General features: G+C 62.1%; 20 protein-coding genes. 6 read left to right on the top strand and 14 right to left on the bottom strand.

The features are described from left to right. Nucleotides 1-53: 53 nt before the first annotated feature. From JSO19_RS12045 to JSO19_RS12025, 5 genes are all read right to left on the bottom strand, one after another. Nucleotides 54-1,850 (bottom strand): peptidoglycan D,D-transpeptidase FtsI family protein, encoded by a 1,797-nt coding sequence (locus JSO19_RS12045; protein WP_270911902.1) that lies wholly within the window; start codon nt 1,848-1,850, stop codon nt 54-56. A gap of 18 nt (nt 1,851-1,868) precedes the next feature. Beyond that, nucleotides 1,869-2,498, bottom strand: a complete 630-nt coding sequence (locus tag JSO19_RS12040; RefSeq protein WP_270911901.1) for a hypothetical protein — start codon at nt 2,496-2,498, stop codon at nt 1,869-1,871. Next, nucleotides 2,491-3,456: a 16S rRNA (cytosine(1402)-N(4))-methyltransferase RsmH gene (rsmH, locus tag JSO19_RS12035; protein ID WP_270912149.1), complete on the bottom strand. Its 966-nt coding sequence runs from the start codon at nt 3,454-3,456 to the stop codon at nt 2,491-2,493. Before rsmH ends, JSO19_RS12040 begins: the two co-directional genes overlap by 8 nt. A 51-nt stretch (nt 3,457-3,507) precedes the next feature. Continuing rightward, a complete protein-coding gene (mraZ, locus tag JSO19_RS12030) occupies nt 3,508-3,939 on the bottom strand; it encodes a division/cell wall cluster transcriptional repressor MraZ (protein ID WP_270911900.1) in 432 nt (143 codons plus the stop codon). 366 nt (nt 3,940-4,305) lie between these two features. Beyond that, the gene (locus JSO19_RS12025; protein ID WP_270911899.1) at nt 4,306-4,671 is read right to left on the bottom strand and encodes a DUF3040 domain-containing protein; all 366 of its coding nucleotides are present in this window, start codon (nt 4,669-4,671) and stop codon (nt 4,306-4,308) included. A 98-nt stretch (nt 4,672-4,769) separates the two neighbouring features. Here JSO19_RS12025 and JSO19_RS12020 point away from each other — a divergent pair, with 98 nt between their 5' ends. Beyond that, complete coding sequence (locus JSO19_RS12020; RefSeq protein WP_270911898.1) at nt 4,770-5,849, top strand: polyprenyl synthetase family protein; 1,080 nt, start codon at nt 4,770-4,772, stop codon at nt 5,847-5,849. A gap of 22 nt (nt 5,850-5,871) precedes the next feature. Here the strand turns inward: JSO19_RS12020 and JSO19_RS12015 are convergent, their stop codons facing one another. After that, nucleotides 5,872-6,207, bottom strand: a complete 336-nt coding sequence (locus tag JSO19_RS12015; RefSeq protein WP_270911897.1) for an Rv2175c family DNA-binding protein — start codon at nt 6,205-6,207, stop codon at nt 5,872-5,874. A 189-nt stretch (nt 6,208-6,396) separates the two neighbouring features. Here JSO19_RS12015 and pknB point away from each other — a divergent pair, with 189 nt between their 5' ends. After that, on the top strand, nt 6,397-8,235 hold the full coding sequence (gene pknB / locus JSO19_RS12010) for a Stk1 family PASTA domain-containing Ser/Thr kinase (protein ID WP_442915693.1): 1,839 nt from the start codon (nt 6,397-6,399) through the stop codon (nt 8,233-8,235). A 373-nt stretch (nt 8,236-8,608) separates the two neighbouring features. Here the strand turns inward: pknB and JSO19_RS12005 are convergent, their stop codons facing one another. Next, the gene (locus JSO19_RS12005; protein ID WP_270912148.1) at nt 8,609-9,937 is read right to left on the bottom strand and encodes a class II 3-deoxy-7-phosphoheptulonate synthase; all 1,329 of its coding nucleotides are present in this window, start codon (nt 9,935-9,937) and stop codon (nt 8,609-8,611) included. Between the two features lie 123 nt (nt 9,938-10,060). Beyond that, nucleotides 10,061-10,741 (bottom strand): lysophospholipid acyltransferase family protein, encoded by a 681-nt coding sequence (locus JSO19_RS12000; protein ID WP_217132649.1) that lies wholly within the window; start codon nt 10,739-10,741, stop codon nt 10,061-10,063. 163 nt (nt 10,742-10,904) lie between these two features. On the opposite strand from JSO19_RS12000, the gene JSO19_RS11995 reads away from it, so the two are divergent. Beyond that, nucleotides 10,905-12,737, top strand: a complete 1,833-nt coding sequence (locus JSO19_RS11995; protein ID WP_270911895.1) for an AMP-dependent synthetase/ligase — start codon at nt 10,905-10,907, stop codon at nt 12,735-12,737. A gap of 120 nt (nt 12,738-12,857) precedes the next feature. Here JSO19_RS11995 and def read toward each other — a convergent pair whose 3' ends face one another. After that, nucleotides 12,858-13,349 carry a peptide deformylase gene (def, locus tag JSO19_RS11990; protein ID WP_270911894.1) on the bottom strand — a complete coding sequence of 164 codons (492 nt, stop codon included), beginning with the start codon at nt 13,347-13,349 and terminating at the stop codon, nt 12,858-12,860. Between the two features lie 136 nt (nt 13,350-13,485). On the opposite strand from def, the gene JSO19_RS11985 reads away from it, so the two are divergent. Continuing rightward, complete coding sequence (locus JSO19_RS11985; protein ID WP_217132655.1) at nt 13,486-14,352, top strand: ParA family protein; 867 nt, start codon at nt 13,486-13,488, stop codon at nt 14,350-14,352. Between the two features lie 202 nt (nt 14,353-14,554). Here JSO19_RS11985 and JSO19_RS11980 read toward each other — a convergent pair whose 3' ends face one another. The 4 genes from JSO19_RS11980 to JSO19_RS11965 all read right to left on the bottom strand — a co-directional run bounded on the left by JSO19_RS11980 (nt 14,555) and on the right by JSO19_RS11965 (nt 17,941). Beyond that, nucleotides 14,555-15,127, bottom strand: a complete 573-nt coding sequence (locus tag JSO19_RS11980; RefSeq protein ID WP_270911893.1) for a MerR family transcriptional regulator — start codon at nt 15,125-15,127, stop codon at nt 14,555-14,557. 95 nt (nt 15,128-15,222) lie between these two features. Further along, nucleotides 15,223-15,903 carry a transcriptional regulator FtsR gene (gene ftsR, locus JSO19_RS11975; protein ID WP_270911892.1) on the bottom strand — a complete coding sequence of 227 codons (681 nt, stop codon included), beginning with the start codon at nt 15,901-15,903 and terminating at the stop codon, nt 15,223-15,225. After that, a complete protein-coding gene (locus JSO19_RS11970; protein WP_369807963.1) occupies nt 15,900-16,298 on the bottom strand; it encodes an FHA domain-containing protein in 399 nt (132 codons plus the stop codon). Before JSO19_RS11970 ends, ftsR begins: the two co-directional genes overlap by 4 nt. 167 nt (nt 16,299-16,465) lie before the next feature. Next, nucleotides 16,466-17,941: a helix-turn-helix transcriptional regulator gene (locus JSO19_RS11965; RefSeq protein WP_270911891.1), complete on the bottom strand. Its 1,476-nt coding sequence runs from the start codon at nt 17,939-17,941 to the stop codon at nt 16,466-16,468. A 155-nt stretch (nt 17,942-18,096) separates the two neighbouring features. Here JSO19_RS11965 and aceB point away from each other — a divergent pair, with 155 nt between their 5' ends. After that, nucleotides 18,097-19,776, top strand: coding sequence for a malate synthase A (gene aceB, locus JSO19_RS11960; protein ID WP_442915717.1), 1,680 nt, complete (start codon nt 18,097-18,099; stop codon nt 19,774-19,776). A gap of 111 nt (nt 19,777-19,887) precedes the next feature. Next, a complete protein-coding gene (locus tag JSO19_RS11955) occupies nt 19,888-21,537 on the top strand; it encodes an ABC transporter ATP-binding protein (RefSeq protein ID WP_270911890.1) in 1,650 nt (549 codons plus the stop codon). 191 nt (nt 21,538-21,728) lie between these two features. Here the strand turns inward: JSO19_RS11955 and JSO19_RS11950 are convergent, their stop codons facing one another. Then, nucleotides 21,729-22,640 carry an ABC transporter permease gene (locus tag JSO19_RS11950; protein WP_270912145.1) on the bottom strand — a complete coding sequence of 304 codons (912 nt, stop codon included), beginning with the start codon at nt 22,638-22,640 and terminating at the stop codon, nt 21,729-21,731. Between the last annotated feature and the right edge of the window lie 29 nt (nt 22,641-22,669).

The following is a 22,669-nucleotide window of genomic DNA, read 5'->3' as shown; positions in this document are numbered from 1 at the left end:
GCGGTGAGCCCTGATCGCTGAAAGTGTCGTTTCACGTAATGCACCCACCTACTCTATTCGGAATATATGGGAAGGGGTTCAAACGTGCCCGTTGAAGGCGCAACTTGGAGGGTTCGGATGGCCGCTTCTTCGATCTCACGAACGAGACTCACCGATGAGGTAGTGCCGCTCGTGTACGAATCGGGAAATCCGAGCGACGCAACAACGACATATTGTGGATCGTCGATGGGAAAGATCGAGGCGAAGGAGTGCACGTAATCGGTGCGGTAGTGCCCTTGCCCGTCGCTCTGCTCGCCGGTTCCCGTTTTACCGCCGATGCGATAGCCGGGAATCGTCAAAAAGTCTTTCCAAGTGTCGTCAACGAGGGTCTCCATCATCTGCAAGATCGAGCTCGCAGTTTCTTGAGACACAACGTTCACGGGGTCACCAGACTCATGCGGAGTAAAGCTGCCGTCTTGCGCGCGGCACCCCTTCACGAGCTTTGGCGGTATGCGCACTCCCCCGTTCGCGATGGTCTGGTAGACCCCTGCGGTTTGAATGATCGTTGACGAGAAGCCCTGCCCAAAGGTGACGTTGTAACTTGTCTGCGCGTCCCATTTCTCTGGCTTGTAGAGCAGGCCCGAGTCTTCGAGCGGCAGTCCCGTCTCGGTTGATTCGCCGAGCCCAAACTTGCGCATATACTCGTACCGGGTTTTGGCCGGCACCTGTGTGCCGAGCATCGCGGTGCCAACGTTCGATGACTTCACGTAAATGCCCGTCAGGGTCCACGGTTCAACCGCGTGCTCGAACCAGTCTGAGAAGCGAACGCCAGCCTCTGGTTGCATCGTCCACGGGGTGTCATACGGCGTGAGTGGCGTCGCAACGCCCTCTTCAAGCAACGTCGCGACGGTCACGGTCTTGTGTGTCGAGCCGGGCTCGTAGGGGCGCACGAACGACCTTGCCTCGCGCTTCTCGGGGTCGCCCGCGTTCAAGTCGCCGGGGTCAACCGAGCCGTCTTCGGCTACCGCAAGGAGTTCTCCCGTCTTCGCGTCCATGAGCACCGCGTAGACCCACTCGGTACCGAGCCGAGCGTTGTATTCGTCGACCAGCTGCTGAGCCTGCCACTGCAGGTCGCGATCGATCGTGAGTTCAACGGTTCCGCCGTTCTCAGCTTTCTCACGCACGACGTGGCTTCCAGGCAGCGCGACACCGTCGGCGCCCTTCTCGTACGTCTCAACACCGTCGGTACCGGCAAGGCACGCATCTTGCGAGCGTTCGACCCCGGCCTGCGGTATCTGGTCGCTACTCGAGAACCCGATGAGGTTCCCGGCTACCCCACCGTTCGGATAAAACCGCTGGTAATTCGGGGCAAAGGTCAGCCAGGGCACTTTGAGGGCCTTGAGGGCGTTCAACTGATCAAGCGTGATCTCGCGCTGCACGTAGGCGAAGTCAGACTTCTTATTCTTCGCGAGCGCCGAGTCAACGATGTCACGGAGCTCGCCGGCGGTCTGCCCCGTGATCTCAGCGATCTCGGTGTAGGCCTCCTCGGTCGTCACCGCGACGGTGCCCGATTGCCCCTCTGGAGCCTGCCGGTAGAAGACCCCGTCGCGCACGAGCGTGTTCTTCGGTGAAAGCTGCACGTCGTACCGTTCGTCGGTGCTTGCGAGCACGACGCCGTTGCGGTCAGCTATGTCGCCGCGCAGGCCCGGGATCGAAACGGGAACGGCTCGCTTGTCTTTCGAAACCTCGTTGTATGCCGAGGCCTGAACCACCTGAATTTGAAACAACCGTGCCGAAAAAATCATCGTCACGAGAATGACGAGAACCATCGCGGCAACGCTCCTGGCGTTGCGTTTCACGCGTTTCGTCATGCTGCTCCTCGTGCCCTCTTAGTGCGTGGCGGGTGCCGGGAGGGATCCGCTCCAGGCTACCGGCTCAGCAGGCTTCGAAGGCTTAGCAGAAGCTGTTTCTGCGGCGGCTGCATCGGCCGCCGCTTTCTTCTCGGCCTCGGCCTTCTTTTCGGCCGCAGCGGCACGCTCGGCCTTGCGCTTGTCGGCCTCTGGTGAGGTGAACTCGGTCAGCGCAGCATTTGCGATCGTATTGGCGCGCGCTTCTGAACTGCGCTGCGTGAGCTCACCTTCAATTGCCGCACCGGCAAGCGCGAGGAATGCGGGCTGAGCATTCTGCACCATGCCCTGCCCAGCGGCCTGCTGCGAGAGGTTCTGCGGTGAGCTGTAGAGCTCGACCTCTTGCTGCATGACGCGCTCGGCACGCACGAGCTCGCGCTCCTCAAGAATGAGGTCGTTGGCCTGGTATGCACCGGCCGAGGTGGCAACGCTCAGCCATAGCTGGGTCGCGAAGATACCGAGCACAGCGATGATTGCGACGATCACGAGCATGAGCGTCGCGGGCTTTGCCTGGTTAGCCGGGGCGTCCTGAACGGGCCCCAGGTGCCTGCGAGGCTCGGGAGCGCTCGGTGCCTGCTGGGGTACAGCGGTGAATTTCAACGCATTAGCCATCTTCTCTCACCCTTTCAATGGCGCGAAGTCGTACGGGAATAGAACGTGGGTTGCGTTCTTGCTCTGCCTGCGGGGCCGTCTCGGCGCCCTTCGTCACGAGCGAGAACTTTGCGATGTGCTCTGGGAGCTCGACCGGCAACCCGGCGGGTGCGGTCGACTGTGTCGCCTTCTGGAACGCGCGCTTGACCATGCGGTCTTCGAGCGACTGGTACGACATAACAACGGCTCTGCCGCCAACCGCGAGGGCCTTGAGCGCCTGCGGGATGACCCCTTGCAACGCCCCAAGCTCGTTATTCACCTCGATGCGCAGCGCTTGAAACACGCGCTTTGCGGGGTGCCGCTGCCGCTTCACCGCGGCGGGCGTCGCCTCTTGAAGCACGTCGACGAGTTGTCCAGAGCGGCGGATCGGCTCGATCTCTCGTGCCCTCACGATCGCCCGTGCGTAGCGGCCCGCGAGTGGCTCGTCGCCGTACACCTCGAACAGCTCTCTGAGGCGACCCTCGGGCTCCTGTGCGATGATCTCGGCGGCGGTAACGCCCGAGGTTTGGTCCATGCGCATATCGAGCGGTGCGTCTTGCGCGTAAGCAAAGCCCCGGTCTGCCTGATCAAGCTGAAGCGACGAAACGCCCAGGTCGAGCAGCACGCCGTGCACTCGCTCAAAGCCCTGCTGCTCGACAGCGTCGATGAGCCCGTCGTACACCGTGTGCACGGGGCGAAAACGATCGCCAAAGCGAGCGAGGCGCTTCGAGGCGAGCCCGAGCGCTTCGGTATCGCGATCAAGGCCAATGAGCGTGAGCTGCGGGAATCGGTCGAGCAGCGCCTCGCTGTGACCGCCCATGCCGAGCGTCCCGTCAACGACAACGGGGTTCTCAGCCTCAAACGCGGGCTGAAGTAACTCGATGCAGCGGTCGAGCATGACGGGGTCGTGAAGCTCGGCGATCTCGTCGGGCGAACCCATCTCGCGCGCATCGCTCTGAGGTGTCTGAGTGTTTTCGTTCATCATCACGGGCTAGAACATGCCCGGAATCACCTCATCTTCAATCTCGGCAAACACGGTCTCTTGCTCATCGAGGTACTGCTGCCATGCCTCGGCGTTCCAAATCTCGGCACGCGAACCGGCTCCAATGACCACGAGCTCACGGTCAAGCCCCGCATACGTTCTCAGCGCCTGCGGAATCGTCACTCGATGCTGCTTGTCGGGCACCTCTGCGTGAGCGCCCGAGAGGAACACACGCATAAAGTCACGCGACTGCTTCGAGGTGATCGGGGCCTGGCGCACGCGCTCGTGCAGTTCACCGAACTCACGCTCGCTGAACACGTACAAGCAGCGCTCCTGCCCTCGGGTGATGACGAGCCCGTTGCCGAGCTCATCACGAAACTTCGCGGGAAGAATGACGCGGCCCTTTTCATCAAGCTTGGGAGAGAACGTGCCAAGAAACACCGGGCGCCTCCTCTCCCTTTCGGCTCGCGATTCACATTGAGCCCCACTTTACTCCACTTCAAACCACAAAGCACTCTTTTTCATATAGATTTCGGAGCTTGCGCAAATATTGCCCTTTATTTGAGCCATTTTGAGAGGTGGAGGGAAATGGAGCACTTTTGCCCACTTTTGGGCGCGCAAAGCCGCCCCGCGGCCAACTCGCGCACGATCAAGCGGATCCCGGCGCTCCACTGCCCCGCGATCCGCCCCCGTCTTCACGCACTCGGGATCTTCGGCGGCGCGTGGGCATAAAAAATACCGCCGATTTCTCGACGGTATTGTGAGCTCTCGCTCGGGGTTCAGCTGAAGCGGCTGAGACGGTATGGGCTAGCGTTCGCCATCCATACGCTCTTCCCAGCGCTGCTGTGCACGGTCGGCGTACGAGTCTCTAGGCTTAGCCTTTGACGACGAACCGTTCTTGGTGGTTTGCACCCGGTTCTTCGGGTCGAACATAAAGAGCGCCCCACCGAGCATCGCGACGAAGCCGATAAGGCCAAGCCAAATCAACCCACCGGCAACGCCACCAACCAGAACTCCTACTCCGGCAAGAATAATGAGAGAGCCGATGACAATGGCTCGATACGAGGGGCCACCACCCGAGGCACGACTGGTAACGACGCTGTCTGCTTCACTCGCATACAGCCCCCGCTCCATCTCCTCGAGCAACCGCTGCTCGTGTTCTGAAAGGGCCACGATTTCCTCCGTAGAAACTGGACTTGCTTACTATGCATTCTACCCTGCCCGCCCCACAGTAGGCTATGAATGTGCACCATACTCAAACCCTCGCAGAAATGACCCAGCAGCGCCTTGACGAAATCATCGCCCAGCAGCGGGAAGGCCTCAAAGAAATAGGTCCCGATTTCGCCCCTCTCCTTGATGAGGCCCACCTGTTCTTGCAGGGCGGCAAACGCCTCAGGGCCCAATTTCTCGTACTCGGCTACGAAGCAGTAGCCGGCAGCCACGAGCGCAATGCCTCACCCGAGGGAGCCTTCTCTGCCGTCATCGACGCGGCATGCGCCCTCGAGCTCTTTCACGCGGCCGCCCTCGTGCACGATGACATCATCGACCGCTCAGACTCGCGCCGTGGCAGGCCCGCCTCACACCGTTTCTTCGCTGGGCTCCACCGCGAACGCGACTACCGGGGCGACGCCGATCACTTTGGCGAGGCCGCCGCAATTCTGCTCGGCGACCTTCTGCAGTCGTGGGCTGACGAGACCCTGCAACGGGCGCTCGACGCGCTGCCGAACCGCGAGGCGGCCCTCGGCGCGAGGCAACACTTCAACCGCATGCGCAGCGAGGTGGCCGTCGGCCAGTTCCTCGATGTGCTCGAAGAGCAGCACCAGGCATTCGCCGAACACGAGGTACAGCTCGAACGCTCGACCAGGGTGCTCGTCTACAAGTCGGCGAAGTACAGCATCCAGGCCCCCATTCTCATCGGAGCGGCGATGGCGGGCGCATCGCCCAAACAGCTCGGAGCGCTCGCTGACTTCGGCCTGCCCGTTGGCGTTGCCTTTCAGCTGCGCGATGACCTGCTCGGCGTCTTCGGCAACGAACAGATCACCGGCAAGCCGAGCGGCGATGACCTCACCGAGGGTAAGCGCACCGTACTCGTCACGCTCGCCCGCGAGGGCCTCCCCGCAGGGCCAAAGCGTATCTTCGACGATCTGCACGGCGACCCGACGCTCAACCGCGAGCAGGTCAAAGTACTGCAAGACACCATCAGCCAGACCGGAGCGAAAGCACGGGTCGAGACGATGATCTCAGGCAACGTTGGGCTCGCGCGCGAGGCGCTCACCGAGGCCGCGTTCGACGAGAAGGCCGTGGCAGCCCTCATCTCGCTCGCAGAGTTCGCCGCGACCCGCGACGCCTAGCCCGCGCTACTCGTACTGCCCGCTAAGCGAGCATCTGAATGGCGCGACGCACGGGAGCCTTGTGCCCCTTGCGCAGCTCATCGATCGGGGTGCCGCCAAGCTCTTCGCTCTCTGAGAGCACCCAGTCGATCGCTTCGTCATTCGAAAAGCCCGAGTCTTCGAGCAGAATGAGCGTGCCACGCAGCCCAGAGATCGTCTCCGAGTTCAGCAGGAACAGCGCTGGCACGCGCAAGACGTTGTCGATGCGCTTAGCCGCGAGATGACGTTCCTCGATGAGTCGCCGAACCTGGCTCGGAGTTATTTCGAGCATCTCGGCAACATCAGGAATCGAAAGGTATTCTGGCTTTGTTTCATTCACAGGTAACACTTTGCCACGGTTCGGCTGAATGTTTCAAAACTGCATGCTCGCTGGAATGCGGCGCGTGTACTCCCAGAAGCCCCTAGTGTTCCGTAGACTTCTCGTGTGACTTCTGTTTCCTCCGACCCGCTGATTGGGCACACCCTTGAGGGGCGCTACGTGATCCATTCGCGGATCGCGCGAGGAGGCATGGCAACCGTTTACATGGCGACTGACAATCGCCTACACCGCACGGTAGCCATCAAGGCGATGCACCCGCACCTCGCTGAAGACCCAGATTTTCGCAACCGCTTCGAGCAAGAAGCCCGCAATGCGGCAAAGCTGACGCACCCGAACCTCGTGAGCGTACTCGACCAGGGCGAAGAGGGCGAGACCGTCTACCTCGTCATGGAGTACCTGCCGGGCATCACGCTGCGTGAACTCCTCAAACAGCAGCGCTTTCTCACGACCGAGCAAACCATCGAGGTCAGCGAGTCCATTCTCTCGGGGCTCAGCGCCGCCCATGCCGCGGGCATCATTCACCGCGATCTCAAGCCCGAAAACGTACTGCTCGCCGACGACGGTCGCATCAAACTCGCCGACTTCGGCCTCGCACGCCCCGCGAGCGCAAACACCGGAACCGGTCAGGCACTGCTCGGCACCATCGCGTACCTTTCACCCGAGCTCGTCACGCGGGGCGTCGCCGACAAACAAAGCGATGTGTACGCCTTCGGCATCATGATGTTCGAGATGCTCACCGGCGAGCAGCCCTTCACGGGCGACCAGCCGATGCAGATCGCATACCAGCACGCCCACGACGAGGTGCCCGCCCCCTCGACCCTCAGCACGCAGTCGACCCCAGAGCTCGATGCGATCGTGCTCTGGGCGACCGACAAAGAACCCGAAAAGCGCCCTGCTGATGCCGCCGAGATGCTGCAAGCCGTTGAAGCTTCGCATGACGGCCCCGCACCCGACTTCGCGACCAAGGTGCTCGGAACGCAAGTACTCACGACGCAGTTGCCGCGCACGACTGTCGTCGATCCGCTGCCAGAGGAGCAGCCAGAGCCCAACGCGCAAGCGCACACGCAAGACGCGGTCGAGCCTCGCTCGGCCACCGCGCTCGCGTACACGAAGGGCCGCAAACAGCGCCGCAAGGGTGCGATCATGCTCGCGGTCGTCGTCGGCCTGGCGGCTCTCGCCGCCGGTGCGGGCTGGTACTTCGGCTCTGGCCCCGGCTCCCTCGTGACCGTGCCAGAGCTCGAGGGCCTCACAGCCGAAGAGGCGACACAAACGCTCGAAGACATGAACCTCACCGCCACCACGAGCGAGTGCTACGCGCTCACCACCGAGGTGGGCGGTGTGGTCGACCTCGAACCTGCGCCAGGAACCCGGGTCGAGCGAGAGTCGTCGGTGAACCTCTGCATCTCGATCGGTCCCGAATCACTCGAGACTCCCGACCTCACCGGGCTCAACCTCGAAGAAGCCCAGAAGAAGATCAACGAGGCCCGCTTCATCTTCGGCAAGGTTCGCGCCGAGCAGTTCAGCGACCAGCCAGAGGGAACCGTGCTCTGGACGAGCACGGAAGACGGCGACGAGCTTCCGCAGATGATGCCAGAGCAGAGCGTCATCGACGTGGTGGTCTCTGCCGGCACGCTTCCCGAGATCAGCGACCTGAGCGACGCAGAGGCACGCGAAAAGCTGTCAGAAGCCGGCCTTGAGGTCGACGACGAGCTCGGGTGGCTCGAGTACAGCGATTCGGTCAAGGCCGACCGCGTCATCTCAGCGCACTACCCCGCCGACACCATGTACCGCGGCGACAGCGTCGGTCTCGTCGTTTCGCGCGGCCCAGAGCTCTTCGAGGTTCCCGATGTTTCGGGCATGAAGCTGCAGGAAGCGATGGACCTGCTCTCAGAGGCTGGCTTCGAGCCGAGCACGCTCGTGCCGGAGATTCTGCGCGGCATGGCCGAGGTCAAAGAGACCGTTCCTGCTACTGGCGAAATGGCGCCGAAGGGCTCCGAGGTTCAGGTCAAGAGCGTTATCTCGCTGTAGCCTCGCGCCACGAGCCGTGAGCTACGAGCTACGAGCTACGAGCTACGAGCTACGAGCTACGAGCTACGATCCACGCTACGCACGACGTGCCGGGCATCGCGGTCGTCGCGCTCCTGGCATGGCGTGCCGGTCGAGGCTTACCGGTCGTCGCGGTTCGGATCTTCTGGCGACACTGCGCGAATGGGCCGATTCGCCAGCGCGCGCAATCCATATGACAAAAAGCAGGGTGTTTCTCCTCAAACACCCTGCTTTTCGTCAAGTAAACCACAAAAAGGCAAACAGCGCGGCAGCGGCCACCCGAAAGGCGAGACCGGCCCGAGCGGAGGGCGCGGCAGCCGCCATCCGGAAGGCCCGCAGCGCCCCAGCCCACCCTCTAGTGGCGGCGCTTCAGCTCCTCGGCCACTTGGAAGGCCAGCTCAAGCGACTGGCGGTGGTTGAGGCGTGGGTCGCACACTGACTCGTAGCGCGCCTCGAGTGCGAGCTCGTCGATGTTCTCTGCGCCGCCCAAGCATTCGGTGACGTCATCGCCCGTGAGCTCAACGTGCATGCCGCCCGGGTAGGTGCCGACCTCGCGGTGAGCCTCAAAGAAGCCCTTGAGCTCGTCCATGATCTCGTCGAAGCGACGCGTTTTGAAGCCATTCGGCGTCGTAATGCCGTTGCCGTGCATCGGATCGGTGACCCACAGTGGCAGGGCGCCGGCATCGCGCACGCCCTCGAGCAGGCCAGGCAGCACGTCACGAATCTTGCCCGCGCCCATGCGCGTGATGAAGGCGAGGCGGCCAGGCTCGCGCTCTGGGTCGAGCTTATCGATGAGGCGCAGGGCGTCGTCGAGCTTCGTCGTGGGCCCGAGCTTGACGCCGATGGGGTTCTTGACCTTCGAGAGAAACTCGACGTGCGCGCCGTTGATGTCGCGCGTACGCTCGCCGATCCACAGCATGTGTGCCGAGGTGTCGTAGATGTCGCCGGTGCGCGAGTCGGTGCGGGTGAGCTGGCGTTCGTACTCGAGCAGCAGCGCCTCGTGGCTCACGAAGAACTCGGTGCGTTCGAGCGCGCCGAAGTCGACCCCGCAGGCCATCATGAAGCGCACGGCACGGTCGATCTCGGCCGCGAGGGCCTCGTAGCGCTGGTTCACGGGGTTCGAGATGAATCCCTTGTTCCAGTCGTGCACGAGCCGCAGATCGGCGAAGCCGCCCTGGGTGAACGCGCGAATAAGGTTCAGCGTCGAGGCCGAGACATGGTAGCCCTGCAGCAGGCGCTCGGGGTTCGGTGTGCGCGACTCCTCGGTGAAGTCGTAGCCGTTCACGAGGTCGCCACGGTACGCCGGAAGCGTCACGCCGTCGCGGGTCTCGGTGTCGCTCGAGCGGGGCTTTGCGAACTGCCCGGCCATGCGGCCAACCTTAATCACGGGCATCGAGGCGCCGTACGTAAGTACGACGGCCATCTGCAGCAACGTTTTCACACGATCGCGGATCTTATCAGCGGTTGCCGCCTCGAATGTCTCAGCGCAGTCGCCGCCCTGCAGTAAGAACGCCTCGCCGCGGGCTGCGGCGGCGAGTCTCGACTTCAGAACGTCTGCTTCACCGGCAAAGACGAGCGGAGGTTGCGTGCTGAGCTGCGAGAGCACGCCGTTGAGCGTCTTCTCGTCATTCCAGACAGGCTGCTGTTTCGCCTCGAGATCGCGATAGGTATCAAAGCCTTGCATCCCGACTGACTGCAGATTCGTCTGAATATCCTGGTGATCCACGCACTTATCCTTAAGTTTCGAGAGTACGCCGAGCTGACGTATCCCCATTGTAAACGGGGTGTCAAATCGTTGTCGCGGTGTTTACGCCTTCGCGCGGTTTCGTACGCTTGAGGCGTAAATATCGACGTATTCTTGCTGGCTGAGCTTCTGAATTTCGTACATAATTTCGTCGGTGACGCTTCGCAACACGAAACGGTCGGCGGCCATGCCCTGAAAGCGAGTGAAGTCGAGTGGCTCACCGATGATCGAACCAATGCGGCGCACCCGGGGAATCTTCTTTCCGATCGGAAGCGCCTTTTCGGTGTCAACCATGATCGCGGGTACAACGACCGCGCCTGACTCGACGACGAGGCGGGCGACACCCGTGCGGCCGCGATACAGGCGCGCGTCTGGGCTGCGCGTACCCTCGGGGTACATCGCGAGCATGTTGCCCTTATCGAGCACCCCAAGCCCGGTGTTGAGCGCCGCCTCAGACGCCTTGCCTCCCGAGCGATCGATGGGAATCTGACCGGTAGCGAGCATGAAGTGCTTCACGAACCAACCGCTGAGCCCCTTGCCCGTAAAGTAATCGCTCTTGGCAAGAAAGTGCACGCGGCGGTCGATCATGAGCGGAAGAAAGAACGAGTCGATGACCGAGAGGTGGTTGCCCACGATGATGACCGGCCCTGTCGGCGGGATGTTCTCAGCCCCCTCAATCCAGGGGCGATAGATAAGTTTGACGAGTGGCCCAACGATCAGGTGTTTGAGGATCCAATAAATCATCGAGTTTCTCTCCAAAGGAATGACGGTTGAGGCTCTCAAAGAATATACCCCAGCACCAATGCGATAAGGGTATTGAGCATGTCGGGGCTAAGGTGGTTATGACAAGATGCCCGTAACGGGTCGGCAAACCTACCGTCCTAGAATAGGTATCAAAGGAGCTACCGTGAATCAAACTGAAACCCCCCTGCTCGTTCCGCTCACACCAGAGAGCAATATCACTTCACTTCTTGAAGAACGAGTTCAGGCCACGCCTCACCAAGCACTTTTTGCCGTTCCGCAGGGCGACGGGTGGCGTGACATTACCGCGACCGAGTTTCGCAACCAGGTCGTCAGCCTCGCAAAGGGCCTCATTGCCCAGGGCATCAAGCCCGGCGACAAGATCGCGTTCATGTGCAAGACGAGCTACGAGTGGTCACTCATCGACTTCGCCATTTTCTACGCTGGAGCGGTCATGGTACCGATCTACGAGACCTCGTCACCACTGCAGATCCATTGGGTCCTCGAAGACTCGGGCGCACGCGCGATCATTCTGCAGGCTGAGGAATACCACGAGCGCTTCTCAGAGATTCGCGGCAACACCCCAAACATCGACCTTGTCTGGCGCATGGACGAGGGCGACCTTGATACTCTCGCTGCCGCAGGAGCAGAGGTCAGCGACGAGACCCTCGAAGAGCGCCGCAGTGCGGCCAAGGGCGACGACATCGCGACACTTATCTACACCTCGGGTTCGACCGGCCGCCCCAAGGGCTGCGTGCTCACCCACTCAAACTTTGTCGATCTGTCGCGCAACGCGGCCGCGGGCCTCAACGAGGTTGTTCGCGAGCCGGGCGCCTCGACCCTCCTCTTCGTAACCCTCGCCCACGTCTTCGCCCGCTTCATCTCGGTACTGTGCGTGTACTCAGGCGTCCGCGTCGGCCACCAGCCCGACACCTCACAGCTCGTGCCCTCGCTCGGCTCGTTCCGCCCCTCGTTCATTCTCGCGGTACCCCGCGTGTTCGAGAAGGTGTACAACTCGGCAGAGCAGAAGGCAGAGGCCGGCCGCAAGGGTAAGATCTTCCGCGCCGCAGCTGCCTGCGCCGTTGAGTACTCAGAGGCACTCGAAAAGGGCAAGGTCGGTTTCGGCCTGAAGCTCAAGTACGCGCTCTACGACAAGCTCGTCTTCGCGAAGCTGCGCGAGACCCTTGGCGGCCGCGTGAAGTACGCCATCTCGGGCTCAGCACCCCTGTCGCGCTACCTCGGCCACTTCTACCACTCACTCACCATCAAGGTGCTCGAGGGCTACGGCCTCACCGAGACGACCGCACCGGTCACCGTGAATCTGCCCGACAAGTTCAAGATCGGCACCGTTGGCCCCGCACTGCCAGGCCACACCGTGCGCATCGCTGACGACGGCGAGATTCAGGTGAAGGGTATCGACGTCTTCAAGGAGTACTGGAACAACCCAGAAGAGACCAAGAAGGTCTTCACCGAAGACGGGTTCTTCAAGACGGGCGACCTCGGCACGCTCGACGCCGACGGCTACCTCAGCATTACCGGCCGTAAGAAAGAGATCATCGTCACCGCCGGCGGCAAGAACGTCGCCCCGGCCGTTCTCGAAGACGCGATTCGCGCGAACCCGATCGTCGGCCAGATCGTCGTTGTCGGCGACCAGAAGCCGTTCATCGCGGCCCTCGTCACCCTCGACACCGAAATGCTGCCGACCTGGCTCACGAACAACGGTGAAGACCCGAACATGTCACTCAACGAGGCAGCGGCTCACCCCAAGGTGCTCGCCGAGATCCAGCGAGCGGTCGACGAGGGCAACGCGTACATGTCGCGTGCCGAGTCGATCCGCAAATTCGTGGTACTGCCCACCGATTTCACCGAAGATTCGGGCCATCTCACGCCCAAGATGAGCATCAAGCGCGACAATATCTTGCGTGATTTCCAGGCAGACATCGACAAGATCTACGGCGATAACCCGCAGACTGAAGCCTTGCACACGCACGGCAAGTAGGCACTCGCCACTTCACGAGAAAGGGCCCCACGCATGATCTGCGCGGGGCCCTTTCTCGTATGATTGTGGCGGATCGCGCCCGGCATGACCCGGGTTCCCTACCGCCGCGCGATTGACGCTTTAGAACCATGAGGAGGCGCGAATCTCGCGAAGCGCTTTGCCGCGCTCGGCACGCTCAAGGCGATCGAGATACAGCTTGCCATCGAGGTGATCACACTCGTGCTGGAGCGCCTGTGCGAGGAGCCCCTCGCCCGTGATGACGACCTCGGTACCTTCAAGGTCGATACCGCGAACGGTGGCCTTCGGGTACCGCATGACGGGGTACCAAAGGTCGGGCACCGAGAGGCAGCCCTCGCCCGTAGCGACAGGCTCTCCCTCGAGCGAAACAATCTCGGGGTTCAGAACGTACTGAAGTTTGCCCTCGATGTTGAGGCTGAAGGCACGCAGCTGGTGGCCGATCTGGTTCGAGGCGAGCCCCGCACGGCCATCCATGTCGACGGTGTCGAGTAGGTCTTGCACGTGCTGCCTCACTCCATCGTCAATGTCCCCTACTGGTTGGCACGCAGCAGCAAGAACGGGATCGCCGAAGAGGCGAATGTCACGAATAGCCATAACGAAGAGGCCACCTATCTCATGAGTCGATGTGTGAAGAAGACAATGAGACAAATTCTAACGAACTGTGCCAAAGATATTGCCCAGTGCTCAGTTTTCTTCGAGCCTTTCAAGGTTCACAGGGTAGAGTTAAAGCGTGCATGTTTTGAGTATTAGTTCTTTAAAAGGCGGCGTCGGTAAGACGACGGTGACACTAGGCCTCGCCTCTGCAGCGTTCTCGCTGGGGTTGCGCACCCTCGTTGTTGACCTCGACCCGCAGTCAGACGTTTCAACGGGCCTCGACGTATCGCCGACCGACGAGACCAAGAACATCGCAGATATTCTTGAGAATCCGAAGGATGTTCGCGACGCGATTCTCCCGAGTGGGTGGAACAAACACCACGACGGCGCGATCGACCTGCTGCTCGGTAGCCCCTCAGCGATTAACTTCGATGGCCCTCACCCGACCATGCGTGAGATTTGGAAGCTCGAAGAAGCGCTCGCAACGGTTGAGCCCGACTACGACCTCGTGCTCATCGACAGCTCCCCCTCGCTCAACGCCCTGACACGCATTGCGTGGGCCGCGAGTGACCGCGTCGTGATTGTAACCGAGCCCGGCCTCTTCGCCGTTGCCGCGGCCGACCGTGCGCTTCGCGCGATCGAAGAGATTCGCACCGGCATCAGCCCGCGTCTCGAGCCACTCGGCATCGTCATTAACCGCACGAAGCCTCAGTCAATGGAGCACCAGTTCCGCATTCGCGAGCTGCGCGAGATGTTCGGCGAGCTCATTCTTGATCCCCAGCTCCCAGAGCGCACCTCGCTTCAGCAGGCCCAGGGTGCGGCAAAGCCGCTGCACATGTGGCCCGGCGAATCAGTGCAAGAGATGGCATCGCACTTCGACACGATTCTCGGCCAGGTGCTCGACTCGGTCGGCTTCGATGTTGACACGTTGCGCAAGGCCCGTCGCACCTCGATTACGGCCACGCAGGCCGTTGTCGACGTCAACGCCGACGACGAGCAGTAGCAGCACACTCAAACACGCTTTACCCGCCTGTGCCGCACCCCCATTTTGGGAGGTGCGGCACAGGCGTTTCTGGGCCCTCTCCCCGCCGTAGCGCGCTCTCATGCACCCCCGATGAGGTGGCAACGCAAAAGCTCCGAGCGCACGATGGTGTGCGGCTCGGAGCCTTGGGCAATACTGACGGGACGAGACGCCCCGTCGCTTGCTAAGAAATCTTTTTGGCGCGGCGCTGGGCGAGCTCGTCGTCGGCCGAGTCAGTGACCACAACCTCGCGGTGCTCTTCGAGGTCAACGAGCGTCGTTGAGACCTCCTGCAAGACCTTGCCAACAGCAATACCGAAGACGCCCTGGCCCTGGCTCATGAGGTCAATCACCTCGTCGGGCGAGACGCACAGGTACACGCCCGCGCCATCGCTCATGAGGGTCACCTCTGCGAGATCTGAGACGCCGGAGGCGTGCAGCTGCTCGATGGCGGTGCGGATCTGCTGGAGCGAGATACCGGTGTCGAGCAGGCGCTTCACGAGCTTCAGTACGAGAATGTCACGAAAGCTGTACAGACGCTGCGTACCTGAACCGGCCGCACCACGAACGGTGGGCTCAACGAGACCGGTGCGCGCCCAGTAGTCGAGCTGACGGTAGCTGATGCCGGCAGCGCGAGCTGCTACAGCACCCTTGTAGCCACCATCAGTGTCAGGTTTGGGAAGGCCGTCGTCAAACAGCAGAGCATCTCCGATTGCGTCGTTCGATTCACTCGACGGCGCATCTGGCCCCTGTTGCATGTTTGCCTCCCACGTATTGAACTCCCCTAACCGTACCCAGAGGGGTGCCCACTTTCAATGAACGACTCACCTTTTTTCGTCGTGTCGCAAAAAAGTTATCGAGCGTTACTTACAAGCGTATTTCGTAGCATACCCGAGCGCACGGTTTCGAGGTGCTCGAGCATCTCGAGGGCCTCTTCGCGGGCGTTCAAACTTGCGTCGGGGCGGGCCCGCAACTGGGCGGCCTGGTGCAGAAGTTCTGCTTCACGCTCAACCGAAACGCGCATCATGCGCAGGTGCCTCGGGGTGATGCCGCGCTGCTCAAGGGTCACGAGTGAGCGGAGTTGCTCAAGCGCGTCAGCCTGAAACACTTCGACCGCCGGCAGGAGCCCCGCAGAAATCGCGTCGGCGAGCAGCTTGGGGCTCGCGCCGGTCTGTCGCATCATTTCTTCACGATTAAGGATCGTGACGGGACGCAGCATCGAGGTGGTTCCTGCTGCCGCGCCTGGAATCTCTGGAGACTTCCCGTCATCGAGGTCTTGCAGGTACTCTGCGATGACCTTGAGCGGCAGATAGTGGTCTCGTTGCAGCGTGAGCACGAGCCGAATACGGTCGATGTGCGTTTGGCTGAACTTGCGGTAGCCCGAGCTCGTTCGCTCTGGCGTGACAAGCCCACGGTCTTCAAGGAAACGAAGTTTCGAGAGCGTGAGGTCGTCGAAGTCAGCACTCAGCCGATCGAGCACCTGCCCAATGCTGAGGCGATCACCCCGCGACTTTGCGGCACCAGCCGCGGTCATGAGAAATCTTCACCGGCCAGGTCAAACCGTGACGGGAAGAACGTGAACTTGAACTTGCCCACCTGCACTTCAACCCCATCGGCGAGCACCACGGTGCCATCGATGCGGCTGCCACCAACAAAGGTGCCGTTCAACGAGCCGAGGTCGCGAACCGAGAACGTGGTGCCCTCGCGGCTGAACTCGGCGTGCTTGCGCGATACCGTCACATCGTCGAGGAAGATATCGACCTCGGGGTGACGGCCCGCGACCGTCGAAGCCTGATCGAGCAGAAAACGTGCTCCTAGATCGGGGCCGCGACGAACGACGAGTAGTGCGGCGCCTGATGGCAGCGACTTCACGGCTTCGATTTCGTCGACCGAGAGGTCGGTTACGCGTGACCGAATCACGGAGTTCACATCTTCACGGAAACGCTCCGTCTGAAAGACGCCTCCGTCTGCCGGCTTGCGACTTGAACTTTCGATGTTCACCGAACCTCCTACCCTCTATTGACTGTCCCATCTACGCTACCGTAGGTCGCTGAGACACGCACAATTTCTTGTCTGATTGCGACTGAAGTTTTCGTTTATGACCGGCCGGGCTTTTCGTGGCGCTCAAGAAACTCAAAAACCCGCAGCGAATCGACACCGGGAAAGGTGCCGGTCGGCAGCGCTGCGAGCAGGCTCGTTGGCGTCGCAGCCTCGGGCCATGCGTTATGCCCCCACTTCTCGCCCAGGTCATCTGGCGCCGAACGACAGCACGACTCTTCCGGGCACCACGAGCGGGTGCGGTGCGGGGTGTCACGGCCGCGAAACCACTTCACCTCGTCGAAAGGCACTCCGACACTCACCGAGAAGTCGCCCTCTTTTGCCCCCTCGATGCGCGAGGTGCACCAGTAGGTTCGCCCGTCTGGCATGTCGGTGTACTGATACCAGGGGTTGAAGCGGTCTGCCTGCCCGAACACGGTGCGCGCCGTCCATCGCCTGCAGACGGTCGCCCCCTCGAAAGCCCCGAGCACGTCACTCGGAAAACGCACGTGGTCGTTCTCATACGCCTTAATAAGCGTGCCTGACTCGTGCACCTTCATGAAGTGCACGGGAATGTCGAGGCGCTCGGTCGCGAGGTTGGTGAAACGGTGGGCTGCCATCTCGTACGAGACCGCAAAGGCGTCGCGCAGATCTTCCATCGAGATTTGCCGTTGCTTTCGTGCGTTCTCGAGAAAGGCGACCGCAGGCTCCTCCGGCACGAGCACCGCGCCGGCCAGATAGTTCGCTTCGACGCGCTGCCGCAAGAACTCGTCATAGCCGGTCGGTTCTTCGTGGCCGCACACGATGCTCGCGAGCGCACGAACAATCGGCGTTCGACTGTAGCGCGTGTTGCCGTGGCTCCCAAGGTAGATGCGCCCGTTACGCTTGTCGACCACCGAGCGCGTCGAGTGCGGCAGGTCGTTCACATAGTGCAGCGAGTAGCCGAGTCGCTCAGCGATATCGGCCACGGTGCGCTGTGAGACGGGACCACCCGTGTAACCCGAAACAGCGAGCAGCTCTTTGGCATGCGCCTCGAGTTCGGCGAAGTAGTTGTTGCGCACCCGCATGTCTTTGCGAAGCTCGGTGTTCGTGCGCCGCGCCTCCTCGGGGGTTGCCGCCCGTTCCCGGTGCAGCCGCGTGACTTCTTCGTGCAGCGCGAGCACGGCGCGCAACGTTTCGTCGTTCGTCGCCGAAGAAACGCGGATCGGCTCAATGCCGAGCGTCTGAAAGACCGGCCCACGTTGCGCTCGTTCGACGGCGATCTCGAGCGCTTCTCGTTCGCCCACCTCATGAATGTCGAGCAACGATGCGGCACTCGTGCCGAGCGCCTGAGCAATGCGGCGGATCATCGTGAGCTTTGGCTCCCGTCGCCCGTTCTCGATCGCCGAGAGCTGCGAGGGGGCCCGGTCGATCTTTGCCGCGAGCTGCTCAAGGGTCAAACCGCTCTCTTTGCGGCGAGCGCGAATGTTGCGACCGAGGGTGAGCGCGTCGAGCGATTCTTGGTCGTCATCGACTTCGTGAGCGTCTTCAATCATGCCCTCATGATGGCACACGAGGGTTATTTCTCACAAACAGAAATATCGCATTTCTTCACCCCCAAATTGGTGACCTGACGGGGTTGACGGGCTTCAGAATGTAATCAACCCACTCATTTTCAACGAAGAACAAGGAGCACCTCATGTCTCTCACCATGTCTCCCACTCACGCAGATAACGGCCAAGCGTTCTCAACGAACGCGACGACCACCGTGACTCCCCCGGTCGCCGGGCGCCATCGCATCGAGGTCATCGGCCCCATGCACGACCGCTACGACGAGATCCTCACCGAAGAGGCTCTCCAGTTCGTGGCCGACCTGCACCGCATGTTCGCGAGCGGCCGTCACGACCGCCTCGCTGATCGCCAGCGTCGTCGCTTTGAAATCGGTAACGGCCGCGATCCGCACTTCCGTGCCGACACGAAGCACATTCGCGAAGACCTGACATGGAAGGTCGCTCCCCCGGCGCCCGGCCTCACCGACCGTCGAGTCGAGATCACCGGCCCGACCGACCCCAAGATGGCCATCAACGCCCTGAACTCAGGCGCGAACGTATGGCTCGCTGACCAGGAAGACGCGACGAGCCCCACCTGGCGCAACGTGATCGGCGGCCAGCTGAGCCTGTTCGACGCGATTCGTGACCAGCTCGAGTTCACGAGCCCCGAGGGCAAAGAGTACCGCGTCACCGCGGAGCAGACCCCGACGATCGTCATGAGGCCTCGCGGCTGGCACCTCGTCGAGAAGCACCTGCGCTACATCACGCCTCACGGCCAGGGCAGCGCAACCTCAGGAAGCCTCGTTGATTTCGGCCTCTACGCGTTCCACAACGCAACCGAGCTCGTCGCGCGTGGCCGCGGCCCCTACTTCTACATTCCGAAGATCGAGTCGAGCGAAGAGGCGCTGCTGTGGAACGAGATCTTCACGTACACCGAGTCAGCGCTCGGCCTCGAGCACGGCACGATTCGCGCGACCGTACTTATCGAGACGCTGCCCGCCGCGTTTGAGATGGAAGAGATTCTCTACGTCATGCGTGACCATATCTCGGGCTTGAACGCCGGCCGCTGGGACTACATCTTCTCGATCATCAAGCACTACCGCGGTCGTGGCGCCCGCTTCGTTCTGCCAGACCGCAGCGAGGTCACCATGACGGTGCCGTTCATGCGGGCCTACACCGAGCTGCTCGTGAAGACCTGCCACCGCCGCGGAGCAATGGCAATCGGCGGCATGAGCGCGTTCATCCCGAACCGTCGTGACCCCGAGGTTACCCGCAACGCCGAAGAGAAGGTTCGCGCAGACAAGGAGCGCGAGGCAAACGACGGCTTCGACGGCACCTGGGTTGCACACCCCGACCTCATTCCCATCGCACGAGCAGCCTTCACCGAGGTGCTCGGTGACCGCCCGAACCAGCTCGAGCGTCAGCGCGACGACGTCACCGTCACCGAGGCCGACCTGCTCAACATGCACATCGGTCGCGACATCACCAACGAGGGCGTGCGCGAGAACGTCTCGATCGGCATTCGCTACATCGAGTCGTGGCTGCGCGGCGTAGGCGCCGCAGCGATCGACAACCTCATGGAAGACGCTGCGACGGCCGAGATTAGCCGTTCACAGATCTGGCAGTGGATCCACCAAGACCAGAAGACGGCCGAGGGAACCCCGATCAAGGCGGCGTGGGTGCGCGAGCTTATCGCCGACTTCCTCGAGAACACCCCTCGACAGGAGGGCGATCGCTTCGATACCGCGGCAGAGATCTTCGCAGAGGTTGCCCTCGGCGAGACCTTCCCGACGTTCCTGACGGTCTCGGCCTACAGCACACACCTCGTCGAAACCGAGTAAGAGAGTAAGCCAGCGTTTTGCTCGCATTGTGGTCAGGGAGACGGCCACAATGCGAGCAAAACGTTATTGTGCGGTCTGTACTTCGCACACAAACCCAGTGAGAATAGGGTAATGACAACAGAACGAACTGTTCCTCTGCTCAGCGCACGTGACGTCTCGATCGACTTTCGCACGATGGACGGTGTGGTTCACGCGGTGCAAGATGTCAGCTTCGAGATTTCGCCCGGCGAAACCGTTGCCATCGTTGGCGAGTCAGGGTCGGGCAAGTCAACAACAGCCATGGCCCTCATCGGTCTTCTCGCCTCGGGCGGCCACGTCGTCTCAGGCAGCATCACCCTCGACGGCAACGAACTCGTGGGGGCGTCAGAGTCGACGCTCCGCGGCATTCGCGGCCGTGACATCGGCATGGTGCCGCAGGACCCCATGTCAAACCTCAACCCCGTCTCAAAGATCGGCACCCAGGTCGCCGAGACCCTCCTTGCCCACGGCCTCGCGACGAGACACACGGTCGATGCCAAGGTGATCGAGGCGCTCGAGGCAGCGGGCATTCCCGAAGCCGAGCGGCGCGCCAAGCAGTACCCGCACGAACTCTCGGGTGGCCTACGCCAACGCGCACTCATCGCGATCGGCCTCGCCTGCAACCCCCGCCTGCTCATCGCCGACGAGCCCACGAGCGCGCTCGACGTAACGGTGCAGCAAACCATTCTTGACCAGCTCGACGCCATGACCACCGAACTCGGCACGAGCGTGCTCCTCATTACTCACGACCTGGGCCTCGCAGCCGAACGCGCCGAGCGCGTCATCGTCATGTACCGAGGCCGCATCGTCGAGCAGGGCCCCGCACTCGAGATTCTCGAGAACCCGCAACATCCCTACACGCAGTCGCTCGTGCAGGCGGCCCCCTCGGTCGCCGCCGCCCGTCTGCAGCCTGCCGCTCACGAGCCTGCCGTGCGCGACGCGGCCGAGACCGCCCCAACCGACACCATCGTCGAGATTGAAAACCTCACGAAGGTGTATCCCGTGCGCGGCATGAAAGACGGTTTTCATGCGGTGAGCAACGTCTCGCTCGAGATCCCACGGGGCAAGACCGTCTCGATCGTTGGCGAATCGGGCTCAGGCAAAACGACCACCGCACGCATGCTCCTCAAGGTGATCGAACCGACAAACGGCACGATCCGCTTCGAGGGTAAAGACATCTCGAAGCTTTCGAAGGCCGAAACCCGAGACTTTCGTCAGCGAGTGCAGCCCGTCTTCCAAGACCCCTACTCGAGCCTCAACCCGATGTTCACGATCGAGAGGCTCGTCGGCGAGCCACTCGAGTTCTACAAGCGCGGCGATGCCAAATGGCGCCGCGAGCGGGTCAAAGAGCTACTCGACAAGGTCGCCCTGCCCCAGTCGCTCATGCGCCGCTACCCCTCGGAGCTCTCGGGCGGCCAGCGGCAGCGCGTCGCAATCGCCCGCGCTCTCGCCCTCGAGCCCGACCTCATCGTCTGCGACGAGCCGGTCTCGGCGCTCGATGTGCTCGTGCAAGACCAGATTCTCACGCTACTGAGCGACCTGCAGCGGGAGCAAGGCCTCAGCTACCTCTTCATCTCGCACGACCTCGCGGTCGTTCGCCTCATCAGCGACTACGTCTGCGTCATGAAAGATGGCGAGCTCGTCGAGGCCGCAACGAGCGAGGAGATCTTCGCAAACCCCCGCGACCCGTACACGCGCCGCCTGCTCGCGTCGATTCCGGGCAACGCGCTGAACATCGCGTAGGCCGGCTCCGCCAGCGAGCCATCGGCGGTTTGCGCGTCGGCTTCTGCGGCTGTCGGCGTCTACTTGACGAAAAGCAGGGTGTTTGCCGCGGAACACCCTGCTTTTCGTCAAGTGAACGAGAAAACGCCGTGCAAACAGCTACCCGAGCGCGAGCGCGAGCACGTGCCCGAGCGAGCGCGGAACGCCGCCCGCTACCGCGCCCTGGTACGCGGATCCATCGCTTCTCGCAGCGCCTCACCCAACAGGGTAAACCCGAGCGCCGTCACCGCAATGCAGATGCCCGGCAAGAAGGCGAGTTGCGGTGCAATCGAGAGCTCGTTCTGAGCGTAGGTGAGCATGCGCCCCCACTCGGCCGTTTCCGGCCGGCCGCCGCCGAGGCCCAGGAACGAGAGCGCAGCGGCGTCGATCACGGCGGTTGCGAGGGTGAGCGTGCCTTGCACGATGACCGGTCCGATCGCGTTGGGCAGCGTGTGGGTCATCGTGATCTTGCCCCGGCCAAGGCCCAGGGTTTGCGCCGAGAGCACGTATTCAGAGATGTTCTGTTGCAGCATCGACGAGCGCAGGAGCCTTGCGAAGATGGGAACCTGCGAAGCACCGATCGCAATCATCACCGCCATCGGGGTTTGACCGAGGATCGCCGCGATCGAGACCGCGAGCAGCAGGTTCGGCACCGAAAGGATGATGTCGACGAAGCGCATGATCAGCGAATCGACCCAGCCACCGAATGTGGCGGCGAGAAGACCCAGAATCATGCCACCGATGAGGCCGAGCGCGGTCGATAGGACGCCCACGATGAGTGAGGCACGGGCGCCCCAGATGAGCTTCGAGTAGACGTCGCCGCCGAAGCGGTCGAGTCCCAGCGGGAAGCCGTCGATCTCACCGGGTCCCGGAATGTTCGTCGGGGTAATGTGCCGCGCACCGGGCAGAGCCGTCTCAGGGTAGAGCGTGAGCAGCGGCGCAAAGAGCGCGACGAGTAAGAAGATGGTGACGATAACGGCGCCGATCCACGCGGTTGGGTTGCGCTTCAGCCGGCGAAAAACGTCGTTCCAGAAGCCGCCGCGGGTATCTTCGCTGCGCTGCTTCGCCTGAACGGCGTGGGCCACGGTGTCGACGGGCACCTGTGATTCTGGGG

Source organism: Leucobacter sp. UCMA 4100, assembly GCF_027853335.1.
Lineage (GTDB): Bacteria > Actinomycetota > Actinomycetes > Actinomycetales > Microbacteriaceae > Leucobacter_A.
Note: the sequence above shows the minus strand (reverse complement) of the source record. Positions and strands in the feature narration are given on the sequence as shown.